Raw genomic sequence first — 15689 nt, forward strand, 5'->3', positions numbered from 1 at the left:
GGCGCCTGCAGGTCGAACTCGAGTAAAAACGTGCGTGCTCAGTCTTCGGTCGTCGTCCTGTCCTTATCGAGTTCGCCACGATAGATCTCGGCGCCGTCCTGGGCGACCTTCTCGGCTAACACCGCGCACTTGATCCGCATCGGCGAGATTTCGACGCCGAGCATGTCGACGATATCGTCGCGGTTCATCTCGAGCAGTTCGTCGATCGTGGTGCCCGGCAGTTCCGTCGAGAGCATACTCGCCGACGCCTGGCTGATCGCACAGCCGTCGCCGGAGAAGGCGACCCGCTCGATCGTCTCGCTGTCGTCGGCGAGGACGACGTCCATACGAATCTCGTCGCCGCACATCGGGTTCTCCCCGACGTGGGTGAACGTGGGGTCCTCGAGTTCCCCGTAGTTGCGGGGGCTCTTGTAGTGATCGAGGATCTGCTGCCGGTACATATCGGAGCCGAGTCCCATTTGCCGAGACGTAGGTCGGTGGCGTGGAAAAGGGTTCCGGGGGCGCTCGGGAGCGAACGGCCCGGAGATGGTTCGCGGGCCGGTGGGGTTTCAGACGAGCGGTCGTAATCGTGGTCGTGGTCGCGGTCGCCAACTCGCGCGTTCGTCTCGGGCGGACGTACGTAACACGAGTCGGCGATGGCGAGGAGGCCGACAGTCGAGGCCGCCGCTAGCGACTGGAGAACTGACAACGCGGTCGGAATCGTCGCGGCGAGCGCGGACACGTAGGCCAACGGGATGATCCCGAGCGTGAGGTCGTGCCTCGAGAGGAGTGAACCGCCATTAGCGGCGGTCTCGAGGGTTGCAACGATGCGACTGCCGACCGGTCGCTCGCGAGTCGTCTCTATCATCGTACTCACTTCGGCACCCGACCTACCGTCGCTCGAGGGAAAAGCCGAATCGTTGCATTGTTTCTCGGCACGTCACTCGTTCTCAGGCGGCGTGACATCTCTACCCACCCGATCGGGAGTGACGAACGGCACCGCTTACGGAAGTGAGAAAGAGAGCGTTCGAGACGAAAACGCGGATCAGGCGAACAACTCGCGCGCCCCGTCGATCGCCTCGACCAGCGCGTCGACCTCCTCGCGCGTATTGTAGACGTAGAAGGACGCGCGAGCGGAGGCGGCGACGCCGAGTTTGTCGTGCAGCGGCTGGGTGCAGTGGTCGCCCGCGCGGATGGCGACCGCGTGGTCGTTCATGATCGAGGCCAGGTCGTGGGCGTGGACGGACTCGAGGTTGAAACTCACGAGGCCGCCACGGTCGGGGCCGGGTTCGGGACCGTACACCTCGATGTCGTCGAACTCGGTCAGCCGGTCGTAGGCGTACCCCGCCAGTTCCTCCTCGTGAGCGCGGACGCGGTCCATACCGATCCCCTCGAGGTAGTCGATCGCCGCCTCGAGGCCGACGGCTTCGGCGATGGGCGGGGTGCCGGGTTCGAACTTCCAGGGGAGGTCGGCCCAGGTCGAGTCCTCGAAGGTGACCTTCTCGATCATGCCGCCGCCGTAGAGGTAGGGCTCGAGGTCCTCGAGCAACTCCCGCTTCCCGTAGAGGACGCCGATCCCGGTGGGGCCGGCCATCTTGTGGCCCGAGAAGGCGTAGAAGTCGGCGTCGATGGCCTGCACGTCCACCGGTCGGGTGGGGACGGCCTGGGCGCCGTCGATGAACGCGTAGGCGCCGTGGTCGTGGGCGAGATTCGCCAGTTCAGAGACGGGATTGACGGTCCCAAGAGTGTTCGAGACGTGGACGGCCGAAACGATTGCGGTATCGTCGGTGACGAGGTCGCGAGCGTGGTCCATGTCCAGGCGGCCGTCGTCCGAAATCTGAATGTACTTCACGTCGGCACCGGTGCGCCTGGCGATCTGCTGCCAGGTGACCAGCGAGGCGTGGTGTTCCATCTCCGTGAGGACGACCTCGTCGCCGGGGCCGAGTTCGGTCAGCCCCCAGGCGTACGCGAGCAGGTTCTCGCTCTCGGTCGTGTTCTTCGTGAAGACGATCTCCTCTCGGCCCTCCGCCCCGATGAACTCGGCGACCCGGTCGTGGGCCTCCTCGTAGAGAATGGAGGCCTCCTGGCTGAGGTGGTGAATGCCCCGGTGGACGTTCGCGTTCGATTCGCGGTAGTAGTCACTCATGGCGTCGACGACCTGATCCGGGGTCTGGGTCGTCGCCGCGTTGTCGAGGTAGACGAGACGACTTCCGTCGAACTCCCGTTCGAGGATGGGGTAGTCCTCGCGGAGAGAGGCGACGTCGAGGGAGTCGACGCCTTCGCGCTGGTGCTGGTGGCTCATTACGCGAATACAGGCGCCGGAGACAAAACACTCCTTCGGTCGGTTGCAGGTTCGCCGCGATCTGGGACGGGGACCGGTACGGCTTCGAGCCGGTCCGAGATCAGGCGTCGACCTCGAGCAACCGCGCCTCGCAGTCGTCGCAGGTGATGGCGTAGACCTCGTAGGAGCGACAGCACGACTCGACGGTCTCGGCGTCGATCGAGATGGCCCCGCCACACGCCGGACAGGTGTCGATAAACGCGCGCAGCCCGCTCGCGAGCTGGCTCCGCTGGTCGGCCGGCAGGGACTCCCACCCCGGCACGCGCTCGGCGAGGACCTCGATCCCGGCGAGGTCGGCGACGAGGGCGGCGTCAGACTCCCAGCGGGCGGCGACGTAGCCGTCGACGCGGACGACGACCGGATCGTCCGGGCGCTCGCCGCTGACTTCGATCTCCTCGGGGTCGGCCTCGAGCAGGGGGCCAAGCTGTTGGGTTCGGTCGTCGTCCCGAACCGCGTCCATGCGCTCGTGCCACTCGCGTCGGACGTCCTCGCGGAGACACAGGTCGTCCTCGTCGACGCAGGGTTCGACAACGTTCGCCTCGAGCAGCGTCTCCTCCGGAGTGAGACGCGTTTCGCGTTCGTGGATCGGATCGGGGCCGTGGCCTGCCGTCGTGTCGGCGTCGGGGTCGGAGTCAGTCTCGAGCCCGTACCCCGCCGGCGCCTTGTCGAACTTCGCCAGGAGCCAGTCGGGGAAGTACCGTTTCGTCAGCGCGGGCGTACCGGGCACGAGGTAGCCGCGGACGTAGATCGTGAACGCGGACGCAACGAACACCGCGATGCCCGCGAGCGGGACGACCACGCCGACGGCGACCGCGAGGACGCCGGCGATGACGACGTTGACGGCGGTACACGGCGTGCACCGATTCTCGCCCGTGTACTCGGGCTGGCGCAGCCGGTCGATCGTTCGAGAGAGGCCTGCAGACATGTTCGTCACGTCGATTGGTGGGATAAAAAGTACGTCGGTGGTACAATAGGGTACAGTAGTGCAGATCAGATCGCGCTCCGCGCCCGTCTGGGCGGCCACGAGTCACAGTTACGGATCGCCGATCACGAATCGAACAATCCCTCGACGTCCCGCCGCTTCGCTCGGCGGTGCCCGACATGAGCCGAGAGCCGATCGTACACTAGCGCACGGTTGGCCGGCTCGCGGACGAAGTCCTGGACCAGCGCCAGGAAGCGACTGGTCGCCCGTTCGGCCTCGAGGTCCGCCCGGGCGAACGCGATCGCGTCCTGGATGATCGGCTCGTCGTAGCCGAACTCCTCGGCCAGGACGCCCGCTGCCAGGAACGTCGCCTCGAGGTCGAGATCCGCCAGTTCGAGCGCCGCACCGGCGTGCTCGAGGGACGGGGGACGACGACGCTCGATTACCTCCGGATCGCTCGCGAGGGTCCGAAGGGAGCGGCGGACGGCGGCCACGTCGACCCCGCGGTAGTTCGCCGGAAGGCCCTCGAGGTACTCGTGGGCGCTCGCGGCCAGCCCCGTCGCCCCCGCCCAGTTGCGGTTCCGTGCGTGGTAGATCGCCGCGGTGAACTGGATCAGCCCGTGGAGCAGGCGCTCGTCGTCGGTGCCCGCCTCGAGGTCGAGCCAGTGGGCCTCCCAGGCGTCGTGGGCGGCGTGGTAGTACCCGTCGTTGTAGATGGCGATGCCGGCCCGGAGCGCGTTGCGCATAGCCGTGCATATCGTGTCGAGCGTATAAAAAGCCGGATACGTGCCGCCTCCGGCGGGGCGGGCAGGTCAGCGATGTGGGGACGAGCAACCCACCGTCCGTATCGACTGATCGACTGTTCTGGCCGTCGGCCGCCTCGAGGCGGCTCGAGCGCGCCGACGGCCACCGCCGCCGATCGAGCGGTGAGGAAATCGACGAGGACGCACCACAAGAGTATGCAGTCGTTTGCGGATGGTAGGGGCCGCCCAACCGTGCGTCTGCCGGTCGGCCTCGAGCGTCTCGCTCGTACCCACCGTCTCACTCTCGCTTCGCGACTCGTTCGCAAAAGCTGGATCAAAAGTACCTGCTCAGGCCTCGAACTCGCGCTCCTCACGGGTCGTTCCTCCCCGTTCGGATTTCCGAGACCTTCGTTCCCTCACGTCTCGCGTTCCCACCTGAACGTCCCGTTTCGCTGTACAACTTCTCCGTCCACTTCGAGGCGAGATTCCTCGCTCATGTCCGTAATCATGTCAGTGTGGACGGCCGACTCGTTGCCCGTCTGGCCCTCCGGCAGGCACGCGTCGTAGGCTCGACCGACCGCCAGGTGGACGGCGTCGCCCATCTTCTCGTCGAAGAGAATGCTGTCGGTAAAGCGGTCGATGCCGCGATTCATGCCGATTCCGAGTTCCCCCAGGCGCCGGGCACCCTCGTCGGTCTCGAGAATCTCCGTCAGGACGTCCTCGCCCTGGACAGCCTCGTGGGCGACCACCTCGCCAGCTTCGAATTCGAGGCGGACGTCCCGAACGGCCTCGCCGTCGATAGTCATCGGGACGTCGAACGTGACGGTCCCCTCCGTGTCGTAGGGTGCCGTAAAGACCTCGCCGCTGGGGAGATTGTGCGAGTCGTAAGCCACGGACGCGGCGCTGTTGACCGCCGTCCGGCCCTCGATCGACATGGTGAGGTCGGTTCCCTCCTTGACCAGTCGAACCTCCGATCCGGCGTCCAGGACGTCCTTCATCTTCGCCATCTCCTCGGCCAGGGACTCCCAGTCCCGGAGGATGGCGTCGTAGGCGAAGTCCTGGTACTCCTCGTAAGCCATCCCGGCTTGCTGAGCGAGCGAGCGCGTCGGGTGGACCGTCGAGACCCAGCGGGTGTCGTAGCGCGCCTCGCGGACCCCCGAACGCGCCGTGCGGTAGGCCTGTCGGGTCTCGCTCGGCACGTCGGCCATCGCCGCGGTGTTTCGCCCGCCGCCGATGGAGAGCACGACGTCAGCTGCCTCGTAGAGACGGCGTTCGTACTCGGGATCCTCGTCGAAGTCGCCGTCGTGCGCCTGGAGGTACGCTCGACTCACCTCCCCGGAGCCGTAGGTCGTGAGCAGGTTCGCCCCTCGCTCACCGAGTTCGACGGCGACGGCAACCGCCAGTTCGTGGGCCTCGGGGCCGACGGAGAGTACCACGTCGTCGCCCGCCTCAATCCGGGCGCTCCAGTCGACCAGCACCGATGCGTGTTCGCGAACGCGTTCGTCCATACCTCACCTGACTCGGGTCGGACACTAAACCTCCGGCGGTTCGCCTCGAACGTCAGCGTTCGTATCGACACTACCCGCCGTCCGGAATTACTATAGAAAGTATAGCTTCGTCGAATCCGTCGCGGGCTCGAAATCAGCCTCGAGCGTACCGTTCAGACGGGCGTCGACTGCGAATGCGAGTCCCGCGAGCGAACGAACCCGACGACGGCGTAGACGACGGGCGTGTCGAGGAGGGCGATCAGCAGTTTGAGGAGGTACTGACCGACGATCAGGGCGGCGAGGTCTCCAGCCGGAAGGACGGGACCGACGCCGAGCACCGTCGGCGCGAGCGCGAATGCGATCGAGACGAAGATTACGGTATCGATAGCCTGGCTGCTCGCCGTCGAGGCGATGTTGCGCAGCCAGAGGGCGTCCCCGTCGGTGTACTCGCGGATCTCGTGGAACACCCAGACGTCCCAGTTCTGGCTGATGAGGTACGCGAGAAGGCTTCCGGCGACGATGTTCGTCGATGCGCCGAGGACCGATTCGAAGGTCCCCGGATCGATGCTCGTCGGCGCGGCGGGGGCCGCGATGGTCGACCAGACGAGCGCCAGCAGGAGGAAGTTCATCGCGAACGCGACGTTGACCACGACCTGGGCGGCCTTCCGTCCGTACAGTTCTGAGTAGCAATCGCTCGCCAGGAAGGTGAGCGCGTACGCGAGGGCGGCCCCCGGCAGGAAGAGTTCATTGCCCGCTATCGGGAGCGCCACGGGTAGTTCGAACGCGAGCACCTTCGCCGCCGTCACCTGGGCCGTCACCAGCGCCGTGACGAACACGGCAATGAGCGAGACCTGGACGGTCGTTGGCCCGGATCGAGGCTGTGACTGCGTCATACCCACTTCTCACGAGTACACGGATAAAGTCGTAGCGAAAAGCATCCCCGAGTGTGATTCAGGGAATATCGAGAGCAGATTTTGCCTACCAGAGCGATTATTTCCGCGTACGTCGGCAGAACGTTTGTATTTGAGTTCCTGAACGCGCTACGTTCCGAATCGGTCACAACGGATAGAGATTCCGATGGTATCGGGTTTTTTGCGTCGAGTCCCGAGTGAACGGGACCCACGCAAGTCTTATCCGTCTATCGGCGTTGTGTTTAGAAGCAATGGCGAAAGGAAACGTTGATTTCTTCAACGACACAGGCGGCTACGGTTTCATTTCGACGGACGACGCAGACGATGACGTATTCTTCCACATGGAAGACGTCGGCGGCCCGGACCTCGAAGAAGGCACAGACATCGAATTCGACATCGAACAGGCCCCCAAAGGCCCCCGCGCGACGAACGTCACCCGCCTGTAACACGGCTTTTCGTTCCGACGCCCGGATTTCACATTTTACCATTTTTGACCGGCGAGCGACGCGTCCGTAGGTTCGAAGGGACGCAGTTACGCAGTTGCTGAAAGGACTCGAGCGACCGGTAGCCACCACGTACGGTCACGTATCGAGTCCGTACGGTCAGGTACGCGTGATATACCCAAACCGGTGACTGTCGTGGGCTGATCCACGTTCGTCGCCTCGAGGCCCGCTTGCTCGCGCTCGCGGGAGTCTCGAGCGGCGACGAGTCAGAATCACGCTCATGTCGCACACGCTACCCGATCGCTGGAAAGTCGTATCGCTCGCCGGCCTCACCCTCTTGCTCGCCGGCCTCACCGTCGGCGCCCTCGTTGGCGCGGGATTGCTCGCACCCGCTACTGGTCCCGTCGATCCAGGTCCGGAGAACGTCAGCGAGCCGGCCGCCGAGGAACCGGTGCCCGAACGTGGGGACCCCTGGTTCGAGGCGGCCGCCGCTGACGGGAGCTGGATCAGTTACGTCAACCCGCGCGACGAGTACCGGACTCCGTATCTCGGAGACGGTTCCTCGAAAGTCTGTACCACGCTGGTCAACGAGGCGGGCGACCCTATCATGGGCAAAACGGTTGCGAACACGACCGTCACAGTCCCGATGGGCGACTCCGTCGCGTGGCACTCCCACGCCGACCCGTTCGTCACTCAGTATCCGCTCACCGACCACTACGAACGCCCGCTGGACGCCGACCAGTTCGGTGTCTCCGACCTGCCACAGGGTGACGGCTACCTGGACAGCCACTGCATCGAGATCCACGGCCTCTCCGAGGAAGGTGACAGCGTCGAGTACGGCGAGGCCGTCGTCGAGGGCGAGCACGCCGACCGCATCGAGGTCGTCGGCTACATCCAGCAGGAACCCGCCGGCACCGGCTGGGACTCGAGCGTCGACCCCGTCGCGGACGCGGTCTCTTACGAGGAAGCCGGCGGCGGCTGGACGTTCACGCCCGATTCCTCGCACGGGCAGGTGACGGTCGTCTTGCAACTCGTCGACGACACGGCTGATGATGACGAAGGCGATGGAGACGGCGGGTACGACGAAGGGTCCGAAAACGGAACGGACGACTCGAGTTCGGATTCGGACGGAGACGACGGGGATGGATCCGACGGCGACGGCGAGGAGACGAAGAGAGACGGCGACAATAACGGCGACGCCGACGATACCGAAACGGACGGCGACGGTACCGGGGCAGACGACCGCTCCGGCGACGGCTCCGTCCTGGAAGACGACCCCGAGGACGACGAGACCGCCGGCGCGAGCGACGACGCTCAGCCGGGCTTCGGTGCAGGTGTAGCCGGGTTCGCGATTATATCGCTGGTGGTCGCAGTTATCGGGCGGCGTCGTGCCTCGTCGTAAATCGTCAAGTGCCTCGTCGTAAATCGTGAATCCCGAATCGCGCGCATCCAGGCGCGCGCTCGGCGCCGACGGTGGCCGATACCGCCGCAACAGGTTCGTTCAAGTGTGACACGCCCCTGGGACGAGATAGCCATGCGCACGTGTCGAACTGACGGCGGAACGACCGACGGGCACGACTGTCGGATGTGTGGGGAGTCCCTCGCCGACACACCGGATCAGCGGGTACTCACCGCCGTCGAAGACGGAACGGTGGTCCACCGGTACTTCTGTAGCGACGAGTGCCTCGAGCGCTGGTCCGCGTAGCACCGACGTCGAACCAGTCTCGCTGGCCCGCTCTCGTCGCGTTTATACCCGCCCCGCCCGATGGCGAGTACATGAATCCCTTCGAGACGCGACCCGATCGTGACGCCGAGGTCGTCCTGGTCGGCCGGTCGAATGTCGGCAAGTCGACGCTGATGCGGGAGCTTACGGGTCACAAATTCGACACCGGCGGCAAGCCCGGCGTCACCCGGACGCCCAACCACTACGACTGGACGGCCGAGGACTTCGTCATCACGGACCTTCCCGGATTCGGCTTCATGAGCGGCGTCGAAGCGGATCGCCAGGACCAGATCAAGACGGACATCGTTCGGTATCTCGAGGCCCACGCCGATTCGATCCTCGTCGGCATCCTCGTCGTCGACGGCAAGAGCGTCGTCGACATCATCGACCGCCACTCCGGCGACGACGAGATTCCCTACGACGTCGAGATGTTTCACTTCCTCCGGGAACTCGACGTGCCGACGGTGGTCGCCGTCAACAAGATGGACAAGGTCGACGACCAGGACGAGCGACTCGATGAACTGTGTGACCGACTGGGTCTGCTCCCGCCGTGGAAGCAGTGGCAGGACACGATCGCTCCCATCACGGCCAAACGCGGGCAGATCGACGCGCTCGAGGAGGCGGTTCGCACGCACCTGCACGAGCAAAAACGGGACGATCTATTCCGATTCTTCTGACGACGAGTCGTCGCCGATTGCATCGACGGTAAACTCGAGTTCGGCGTCCTCCTCGAGCGTCAGTTCCTGTTCCTGGGGCTCGAAGTCGTTTTCGCTGTACTCGTCTGCTTCCACGGTGACGACGTACTCGCCCCCCTCGAGGGTCGCTTCGGCTACCCCTTCGGAGATGTCGGTATCGTAGATCTGTTGTTTGCCGAACGAACCGTCTGCCGGTTCGATGGTCACGATGATGCCCTCGGAGACCGTCTGGCCGTCCTCGTTTTCGATCGTAATGGACAACGTGTACTCTTCGGTGTCGTCAGTCTCGTCGGCCGAATTATCGTCTGATTCGTTTCCACTCCCGTCGGAGTCGTTGTCGTTGTCGGTGTCGGTGTCGGTGTTATCGTCGTCACCGTTGTCGCTGTTATTGTTACCGTCATCGTTTCCGTCCTGGTCGTCGTCATCGCTCGTGCAGCCGGCGAGTGGGAGGGCGACCGCGGTCGCGAGACCGATACCAACTGTTCGGCGGGATACCTTTCGTACCATATCGAATCGAAATATCAGAGTGTAAATAAGTCTTTATATTCATCTAGGAGGGATGGCCTCCCCTCACTCGATACCGGGCGATTGGTCAACCAACTTTTCCATCCGCAAGCACTCCAGGACGACCGCGCCGGTCGACTCGTGGTCGACCCACTCGAGTCCCTGCCAGCCGTGGCGTTCGTAGAAGCCGACCGCGTTTTTCGACGCCAACAGCGTCAGACGGTCGAGTCCGACCGCGCGAGCCGTTTCTTCGAGGTGGTCGAGGAGCGCTCGCCCCACCCCCGTCCGCGCGTGGTCGGGGTGGACGTAGACGGCCTGGACCTCGTCCACGCCGAACTCGAAGTGGCCGAAGCCGACGACCGCGCCGTTTCGGGTGGCGACGACGAAGTGTGCGGTATCCACGTCGACGGGGTAGCCGTCGGGTGATTTGTTGGCCGCCCAGGCGTCGACCTGCGCCGATTCGTAGGCGGCAGCCCCGAGTTCGCGGACGGCGGCGATGTGGACCGACACGAGGGCCTCGCCGTCGGTCACTCGAGCGGGGCGAATTTCGACCATACCGATCGGTACGAGTCGGGGGCCACTGTGCCTGTCGGTCAGGCAGATTCGGCTGTCATCGTCGTCGATACCGTCGCCGTCGGCATCTCGCCGCCGTCGGCATCTCGCCACCGTCGGCATCCTGTCACCGTCAACGCCCCGTCACACGACCCGGTTCGTGAACGCCTCACCCACCTCGAGTCGACGGACGTTCTCCTGGACGAGGCCGGCGATGTCCCGATAGTAATCGACAGTGAACGCCGCGCTGTGGGGCGTGACGATCACGTCGTTCATCGCCCAGAGGGGCGAGTCGGACGGGAGGGGTTCGGTCTCGAACACGTCGAGGGCCGCACCCGCGACCTCGCCTGCCTCGAGCGCCTCGATCAGGGCCGCCTCGTCGACGACTGGTCCACGGCCGACGTTGATAACGTAGGCACCCTCGTCCATCGCCTCGAAGACGGCGACGTCGAACAGGCCGCGCGTCTCGTCGGTCAGTGGGAGCGTCGAGACGACGAAGTCGACGCCGGAAACGGCCTCGAGCAGGTCGTCGCTCGTATAGATGTCGTCGAATCCGGGGACGTCTTCGGGGGTGCGACGGACGCCGCGCATCGAGACACCCAGGGAGCCGGCGACCTCGGCGACGCCTCGGCCGAGGGTGCCGGTGCCGACGACGCAGGCCGTCGTTCCAGGAAGGGTGAACGCCTCGTCCCAGTCGGGTTGGATCCACTCCCGGCGCTGCTGATTGGCCACGTGGCGGTGGAACCGCCGGGAGAACGCCAGCAGGTAGCCGGCCACCGTCTCGCCGACCGTTCGGTCGTGGATGCCGGTGCTGTTGGTGAGGATCACGCCCTCGCGTTCGAAGGTGTCCATCGGAAAGCGGTCGACGCCCGCCTGGACCGAGTGGACCCACTCGAGATCGGCGAACCACGCCCGGTGCTCGAAGGTGACGACGGCTTCGCAGTCGACATCGTCGCGGTCCTCGACGAGCGATACCGTCACGGGGAGGTCGTCGAGCGTTTCGATCAGTTCCTCTGGCGGGAACAACGCCGAAATGGACGCGTGAATGCCGAGGTGTTCGAGATCGAACGAGGGATTGGAAGCAGCCATAGCCGTCGGTACGGACGACTGGTAGTTCAACGTTCCTGCGACATAGAGGTGTGGGCGGCTCAGGATAGCATCCCTCGTCACACGGGGCTCGGTGGGGGTAACTCCTCGTCACCGCCGCCCGTTCGTCGGTACGAACCGGGCGGGTTTCGGTCTATCGTTTCTCCCGCCAGGCCGCGAGTTCGCGCGCCTCCTCGACGAGGGCTGAGACGTCGTCGGACTCCAGGACGCCACGTTCGGTGACGACATCGGTCACGCACTCGGCGGGCGTGACGTCGAAGGTCGGATTCGCGACGTCGATGGCAGCGTCGCCGCCGTAGACCGCATTCCTGGAGCCGGACTCGAGAGGGATGTCCTCGCGGGTCGAAATCTTGTCGCTCGCGGCGACGACCGTCACGGGAATCCTCTCGTGGACGGCCGCGAGCGTCATCCCCCTGGTGCCGGCCTTGTTGACGACGGCCCCATCGGGACGGATCGTATCGGCGCCGACGACCACCCGGTCGATCGATTCCCGCGAGAGGAGCGACGCCGCCGACGCGTCGGTGTGGAGCGTCACAGGGCGCTCGTCGGCCAGTGACTCGGCGACTCCGACGCCCTCTCGTCCAGGACGGGATTCGGCGACGTAGATGCGACGCGCGTCGCTCGCTCGAATCGCTTCGAGCACGGTACCCGATCGCGAGAGCGTCATCACGGTTCCCTCGAGGCGCCCGCTCGCCCGCCGTGCGGCCTCGTCGTCGACGGTCACGGCACGTTCGAGGACGGTCGTCGTCGCCTCGAGCACTGCGGCGGCGTCCGGGACGGGAGTTTCGTCCTCGCTCGCCGCGTCACCCTCGATACCGTCGTCGTTCGCCGCATCGCCGTCGTCGCCTTCGTACACGCTTTCACGTTCGACTTCGCTTCCGTCCATCCCGCCAGCTGCCTCGAGCGCCGTCCCCATCGCCCGATCGATCCGATTCCGGAGGACGGCCATCGACGGCCGGGCCTCGAGCAGTCGGTCGGCGAGGGTGGCGAGTTCGTCCCACTCGACTTCGGCGTCCCCCGTTTTTCCGTTGGCGCCGCCCCCGGGTTCGGTCCCCTCGAACGGCTGTCCCTCGCCCTCGCCCTCGCGCTCGGCGACGAGCAGTCCTGCTCGATCCCGCAGGACCTCGAGGCCCCGGATCGAGAGCCACGCGGCACCGTGGTCCGCGTCCGCGGTGATCGAGCGCACAGTCGGCGCCACTCGCTCGTAGGCCGCCCAGAGGCCGGGAACGGTGTCGTACTCACCCGTGGGGATCGCCGTCGGGTGGACCCACTCGAGCGCGTCGTGTTCCTCGCTCAGGTCGACATCGCGGTCGTCGCAGTCGAACAGGTAGGGGTGGACGACCCACCCCCGACCGGTGTCGGCGTCGGTCACCTCGAGCGGCCGACCCGATCGAACGAGCGTGCAGACGTCCTCGATACCAGTTTCCTCGGCGATTTCGCGACGAACCTGCGCGTCGGGGTCTCCCTCCGCGAAACCGGAGACGGCCCCCCAGGTTCCGGTGGAGGTGCCGACGGCGTCGCTCCGACGCGCCAGCAGGATCTCGCCGGCGTTGCGGAGGAAGGCGGTGACGACGTGAGTCGGTCCGTCGTCGTTCGGCGAATCGGTCATGCGAAAAACGAGGCGCGCTCGCGGGGTAGCGTTTTCGGAGGCCGATATCTGCGCCCGTCACCCGCCCCTTCAGTTGCCGTCGCCGTACTCGTACTCCTCGGGATCCTCGACGCCCTCGGTTCGCGAGCCAACCCAGGCCCCCAGCGAGAGCCCGTACACCAGGTGGCCGGCGTGAAACAGCGCGAGTTCGTCGGACTCGAGACGAATGTCGAGCACCTCCTTCAGCATGACCTGCGAGCCAAACGCCGACAGCGCCATGCCGTACACCGCACCCCAGACGAGGCCGCGCTGCTCGGGCTCGATGGCCCGGTCGGCGTCGTACAGTGAGAACAGCGCACCGAAGATTGCGCCCGCCTGGATTCCGTAGACGAAGTGCAAGACGAGGCCGGCGACCGGGTGGTCGCTCGGATCGTCGCCGGTCACGTACTGCGCCCAGAAGTTCGCCGACGGCGGCAACGAGCGCAGGATCGGCAGGCGGAAGGCGGTCATGATCAGCGTCGCGACGAAGCCGGCCTGGACGCCTCGAGCGACGGCGTCGGCGACGTGATACTCGCGCGGGCGGTCGTCCGCCTCGCTCGAACGACCCTCGGTCCCGGCGATCGAACGCAGGCGTCGGAGGTGGTCAGCCACAGCCATATTGGTCACGATTGGGACCTACCACGGACATCGACTTAATCGCGAGGCGTGCACCTTCCGACACCGGCGGCATCCCTCCAGCTTTGCAACCAGTCAGGCACCGGTGGCACCGGCCGCCGTCTCCGGTGACGGTGCGTTTTTCACCCTCCTGACCCACCCTCGAGTATGGAACTCAATGCGGTGCCGGACCTCCCCGAGATTCGCCCCGGCGACGACCTCGCGGAACTCGTCGCCGAGCGGACGGCTCTCGAGGCCGGCGACGTGCTGACGGTGGCGAGCACGGTCGTCTCCAAAGCGGAGGACCGAGCGGCGGACCTCGAGGACTTCCCGGCGGGCCCGCGCGCCCGAGAGATCGCAACGCGACTGGAGGGAATCGCCGGCGAGGAGAAAGATCCCCGATTCGCTCAGGCGGTCCTCGAGGAGAGCACGGAACTCGTGATGGAGGCGCCCTTCCTGCTGACTGAGACCCGCTTCGGCCACGTCTGCGTGAACGCGGGAATCGATCGCTCGAACGTCCCGGATCACGACCTGCTCCTGCTACCAAAGCGACCAGCGGGGAGCGCCGAGCGCATTCGGAACGGGTTGCTCGAACGCGGGATCGAGGACGTCGCCGTGATCGTCACCGACACCTGCGGGCGGCCGTTTCGTCACGGCCAGCGCGGCGTCGCCCTCGGCTGGGCCGGGATCCCGGCGAGTCGCGACTGGCGGGGCGAACGCGACCGCGACGGCCGCGAACTGGGCGTCACCGTCCAGTCGGTCGTCGACGAACTCGCCTCGGCCGCGAACCTGGTGACCGGCGAGGGCGCGGGCGGGACGCCCGCCGTGGTCGTCCGCGACTGGGACTTCGGCGATCACGGGGGAAGCGACGCGCTCTTTCGCGATCTCGAGGGTGACTTCGTTCGACAGGCGCTCCGGGACTGGAGGTACGAAGGCTGATGACGGCCGAGAACTCCGGCTCGAGCGATGCGACCGACGCGAACGATTCGTGCGACTCGACTGACTCGACCGGCGCGAGCGACGCGAGTAGCTCGAGTCCCACCTGGGGAATCGAGCTCACCCCCGAACACCCGCCGGACCGGATCGCCGACCTCGCGGCCCTCGCCGAAACCGAGGGCTTCGACGTCGCATTCTCGAGCAGCCACTACTTCAACCGGGATCCGTTCGTGACGCTCTCGCGGATGGCCGAGCGAACCGACTCGATCGCCCTCGGTCCCGGCGTCGTCAACCCGTTCCAGGATCACCCGGTGACGCTCGCGACCCGAATAGCGACGATCGACGAAATTTCGGGGGGTCGTGGCGTGTACGGCATCGGTGCCGGGGACCGCTCGGCGCTGTCGAACCTCGGCATCGAACACGACCGCCCCCTCCGGCGGGTCCTCGAGGCGTTCTCGGTGGCACGAGACCTCTGGGCCGGCGAGACCGTCACCCACGACGGGACGTTCACCGTCCAGGATGCCTCCCTTAATTTAGAGCCGACCGAGATCCCAGTCTACGTCGGTGCTCAGGGCCCCCACATGCTCCGCATGAGCGCGAAACACGCCGACGGCGTGCTCGTCAACGCCTCTCACCCGCGAGACCTCGAGTGGGCCGCCGACCAGCTCGAGATCGGCCTCACGGACCGCCCTGACGACCGCGGCTCGTTCGAGGCGCTCGCCTTCTCGAGTGTGAGCGTCGCCGACGAGGAGGCCGCGGCGCGGGAGGCCGCCCGGCCGCCGGTCGCGTTCATCGCTGGCGGGGCTGCCCCGCCCGTGATCGAGCGCCACGGACTCGACGAGGCAGCGGTGGAGGCGGTCGGTCGGCACCTCGAGGCTGGCGACCTCTCGGCGGCGTTCGAGGTCGTCACCCCCGCGATGATCGACGCGTTCGCCGTCGCCGGCACCCCGGAGACGGTCGCCAAACGGTTCGAGTCGATCCTCGAGTTCGTCGACGGCATCGTCGTCGGGTCGCCGCTGGGGCCGGACCTCGAGGGAGCGGTCGAACAGGCGGCGCGGGCGCTCGAGCAGGCGCAGGGGTGAGGCGAGGCGGCCCGGGGCGACC

17 protein-coding genes and 1 pseudogene are annotated in these 15689 nt (G+C 66.1%); 6 read left to right on the forward strand and 12 right to left on the reverse strand.

Going from position 1 to position 15689, the window contains the following annotated elements:
* Positions 1-38: 38 nt before the first annotated feature.
* From NGM15_RS10210 to NGM15_RS10235, 7 genes and pseudogenes are all read right to left on the reverse strand, one after another.
* Positions 39-458 carry an iron-sulfur cluster assembly scaffold protein gene (locus tag NGM15_RS10210; RefSeq protein ID WP_253430385.1) on the reverse strand — a complete coding sequence of 140 codons (420 nt, stop codon included), beginning with the start codon at positions 456-458 and terminating at the stop codon, positions 39-41.
* A gap of 161 nt (positions 459-619) precedes the next feature.
* Positions 620-847 (reverse strand): annotated as a pseudogene (locus tag NGM15_RS19000) (DUF8015 family protein); the annotation flags it as partial.
* 177 nt (positions 848-1024) lie between these two features.
* Positions 1025-2281, reverse strand: coding sequence for an aminotransferase class V-fold PLP-dependent enzyme (locus NGM15_RS10215; RefSeq protein WP_253430388.1), 1257 nt, complete (start codon positions 2279-2281; stop codon positions 1025-1027).
* A 100-nt stretch (positions 2282-2381) separates the two neighbouring features.
* The gene (locus tag NGM15_RS10220; protein ID WP_253430390.1) at positions 2382-3245 is read right to left on the reverse strand and encodes a DUF8054 domain-containing protein; all 864 of its coding nucleotides are present in this window, start codon (positions 3243-3245) and stop codon (positions 2382-2384) included.
* A gap of 122 nt (positions 3246-3367) precedes the next feature.
* Positions 3368-3988, reverse strand: a complete 621-nt coding sequence (locus tag NGM15_RS10225) for a DUF309 domain-containing protein (protein ID WP_253430393.1) — start codon at positions 3986-3988, stop codon at positions 3368-3370.
* 413 nt (positions 3989-4401) lie between these two features.
* Entirely contained in the window at positions 4402-5493 is a 1092-nt protein-coding gene (locus tag NGM15_RS10230) for an aminopeptidase (RefSeq protein ID WP_253430396.1), read from the reverse strand.
* A gap of 152 nt (positions 5494-5645) precedes the next feature.
* A complete protein-coding gene (locus NGM15_RS10235; protein ID WP_253430399.1) occupies positions 5646-6365 on the reverse strand; it encodes a queuosine precursor transporter in 720 nt (239 codons plus the stop codon).
* A 269-nt stretch (positions 6366-6634) separates the two neighbouring features.
* Between NGM15_RS10235 and NGM15_RS10240 the strand changes: the two genes are divergently transcribed.
* The 4 genes from NGM15_RS10240 (at position 6635) to engB (ending at position 9226) form a co-directional block, all read left to right on the forward strand.
* A complete protein-coding gene (locus NGM15_RS10240) occupies positions 6635-6829 on the forward strand; it encodes a cold-shock protein (RefSeq protein ID WP_006087767.1) in 195 nt (64 codons plus the stop codon).
* A 277-nt stretch (positions 6830-7106) separates the two neighbouring features.
* On the forward strand, positions 7107-8228 hold the full coding sequence (locus NGM15_RS10245; RefSeq protein WP_253430402.1) for a PGF-CTERM sorting domain-containing protein: 1122 nt from the start codon (positions 7107-7109) through the stop codon (positions 8226-8228).
* 132 nt (positions 8229-8360) lie between these two features.
* Positions 8361-8531 (forward strand): DUF7576 family protein, encoded by a 171-nt coding sequence (locus NGM15_RS10250; RefSeq protein WP_253430404.1) that lies wholly within the window; start codon positions 8361-8363, stop codon positions 8529-8531.
* 71 nt (positions 8532-8602) lie between these two features.
* Positions 8603-9226, forward strand: a complete 624-nt coding sequence (engB, locus tag NGM15_RS10255) for a GTP-binding protein EngB (RefSeq protein WP_253430407.1) — start codon at positions 8603-8605, stop codon at positions 9224-9226.
* Here engB and NGM15_RS10260 read toward each other — a convergent pair.
* The 5 genes from NGM15_RS10260 to NGM15_RS10280 all read right to left on the reverse strand — a co-directional run bounded on the left by NGM15_RS10260 (position 9209) and on the right by NGM15_RS10280 (position 13652).
* The gene (locus NGM15_RS10260) at positions 9209-9751 is read right to left on the reverse strand and encodes a hypothetical protein (RefSeq protein ID WP_253430410.1); all 543 of its coding nucleotides are present in this window, start codon (positions 9749-9751) and stop codon (positions 9209-9211) included. The two genes, engB and NGM15_RS10260, sit on opposite strands and share 18 nt — an antisense overlap.
* A gap of 63 nt (positions 9752-9814) precedes the next feature.
* A complete protein-coding gene (locus tag NGM15_RS10265) occupies positions 9815-10303 on the reverse strand; it encodes a GNAT family N-acetyltransferase (RefSeq protein ID WP_253430413.1) in 489 nt (162 codons plus the stop codon).
* A gap of 141 nt (positions 10304-10444) precedes the next feature.
* Entirely contained in the window at positions 10445-11389 is a 945-nt protein-coding gene (gene ddh / locus NGM15_RS10270) for a D-2-hydroxyacid dehydrogenase (RefSeq protein WP_253430415.1), read from the reverse strand.
* A gap of 151 nt (positions 11390-11540) precedes the next feature.
* Positions 11541-13016, reverse strand: coding sequence for an eIF2B alpha/beta/delta subunit family protein (locus NGM15_RS10275; protein WP_253430418.1), 1476 nt, complete (start codon positions 13014-13016; stop codon positions 11541-11543).
* A 69-nt stretch (positions 13017-13085) separates the two neighbouring features.
* Positions 13086-13652 carry a DUF6789 family protein gene (locus NGM15_RS10280; protein WP_253430421.1) on the reverse strand — a complete coding sequence of 189 codons (567 nt, stop codon included), beginning with the start codon at positions 13650-13652 and terminating at the stop codon, positions 13086-13088.
* 165 nt (positions 13653-13817) lie between these two features.
* Between NGM15_RS10280 and NGM15_RS10285 the strand changes: the two genes are divergently transcribed.
* Complete coding sequence (locus tag NGM15_RS10285) at positions 13818-14588, forward strand: coenzyme F420-0:L-glutamate ligase (protein ID WP_253430424.1); 771 nt, start codon at positions 13818-13820, stop codon at positions 14586-14588.
* On the forward strand, positions 14588-15667 hold the full coding sequence (locus tag NGM15_RS10290) for a 5,10-methylenetetrahydromethanopterin reductase (protein WP_253430427.1): 1080 nt from the start codon (positions 14588-14590) through the stop codon (positions 15665-15667). Before NGM15_RS10285 ends, NGM15_RS10290 begins: the two co-directional genes overlap by 1 nt.
* Positions 15668-15689 lie beyond the last annotated feature (22 nt).

The organism is Natronosalvus halobius (assembly GCF_024138145.1).
Taxonomy (GTDB): domain Archaea; phylum Halobacteriota; class Halobacteria; order Halobacteriales; family Natrialbaceae; genus Natronosalvus; species Natronosalvus halobius.

Excerpts from the sequence above, each read along its gene's own strand:
- NGM15_RS10210 (WP_253430385.1), bottom strand. The coding sequence starts at position 458 with ATGGGACTCGGCTCCGATATGTACCGGCAGCAGATCCTCGATCACTAC.
- NGM15_RS10215 (WP_253430388.1), bottom strand. The coding sequence starts at position 2,281 with ATGAGCCACCAGCACCAGCGCGAAGGCGTCGACTCCCTCGACGTCGCC.
- NGM15_RS10220 (WP_253430390.1), bottom strand. The coding sequence starts at position 3,245 with ATGTCTGCAGGCCTCTCTCGAACGATCGACCGGCTGCGCCAGCCCGAG.
- NGM15_RS10225 (WP_253430393.1), bottom strand. The coding sequence starts at position 3,988 with ATGCGCAACGCGCTCCGGGCCGGCATCGCCATCTACAACGACGGGTAC.
- NGM15_RS10230 (WP_253430396.1), bottom strand. The coding sequence starts at position 5,493 with ATGGACGAACGCGTTCGCGAACACGCATCGGTGCTGGTCGACTGGAGC.
- NGM15_RS10235 (WP_253430399.1), bottom strand. The coding sequence starts at position 6,365 with ATGACGCAGTCACAGCCTCGATCCGGGCCAACGACCGTCCAGGTCTCG.
- NGM15_RS10240 (WP_006087767.1), top strand. The coding sequence starts at position 6,635 with ATGGCGAAAGGAAACGTTGATTTCTTCAACGACACAGGCGGCTACGGT.
- NGM15_RS10245 (WP_253430402.1), top strand. The coding sequence starts at position 7,107 with ATGTCGCACACGCTACCCGATCGCTGGAAAGTCGTATCGCTCGCCGGC.
- NGM15_RS10250 (WP_253430404.1), top strand. The coding sequence starts at position 8,361 with ATGCGCACGTGTCGAACTGACGGCGGAACGACCGACGGGCACGACTGT.
- engB (WP_253430407.1), top strand. The coding sequence starts at position 8,603 with ATGAATCCCTTCGAGACGCGACCCGATCGTGACGCCGAGGTCGTCCTG.
- NGM15_RS10260 (WP_253430410.1), bottom strand. The coding sequence starts at position 9,751 with ATGGTACGAAAGGTATCCCGCCGAACAGTTGGTATCGGTCTCGCGACC.
- NGM15_RS10265 (WP_253430413.1), bottom strand. The coding sequence starts at position 10,303 with ATGGTCGAAATTCGCCCCGCTCGAGTGACCGACGGCGAGGCCCTCGTG.
- ddh (WP_253430415.1), bottom strand. The coding sequence starts at position 11,389 with ATGGCTGCTTCCAATCCCTCGTTCGATCTCGAACACCTCGGCATTCAC.
- NGM15_RS10275 (WP_253430418.1), bottom strand. The coding sequence starts at position 13,016 with ATGACCGATTCGCCGAACGACGACGGACCGACTCACGTCGTCACCGCC.
- NGM15_RS10280 (WP_253430421.1), bottom strand. The coding sequence starts at position 13,652 with ATGGCTGTGGCTGACCACCTCCGACGCCTGCGTTCGATCGCCGGGACC.
- NGM15_RS10285 (WP_253430424.1), top strand. The coding sequence starts at position 13,818 with ATGGAACTCAATGCGGTGCCGGACCTCCCCGAGATTCGCCCCGGCGAC.
- NGM15_RS10290 (WP_253430427.1), top strand. The coding sequence starts at position 14,588 with ATGACGGCCGAGAACTCCGGCTCGAGCGATGCGACCGACGCGAACGAT.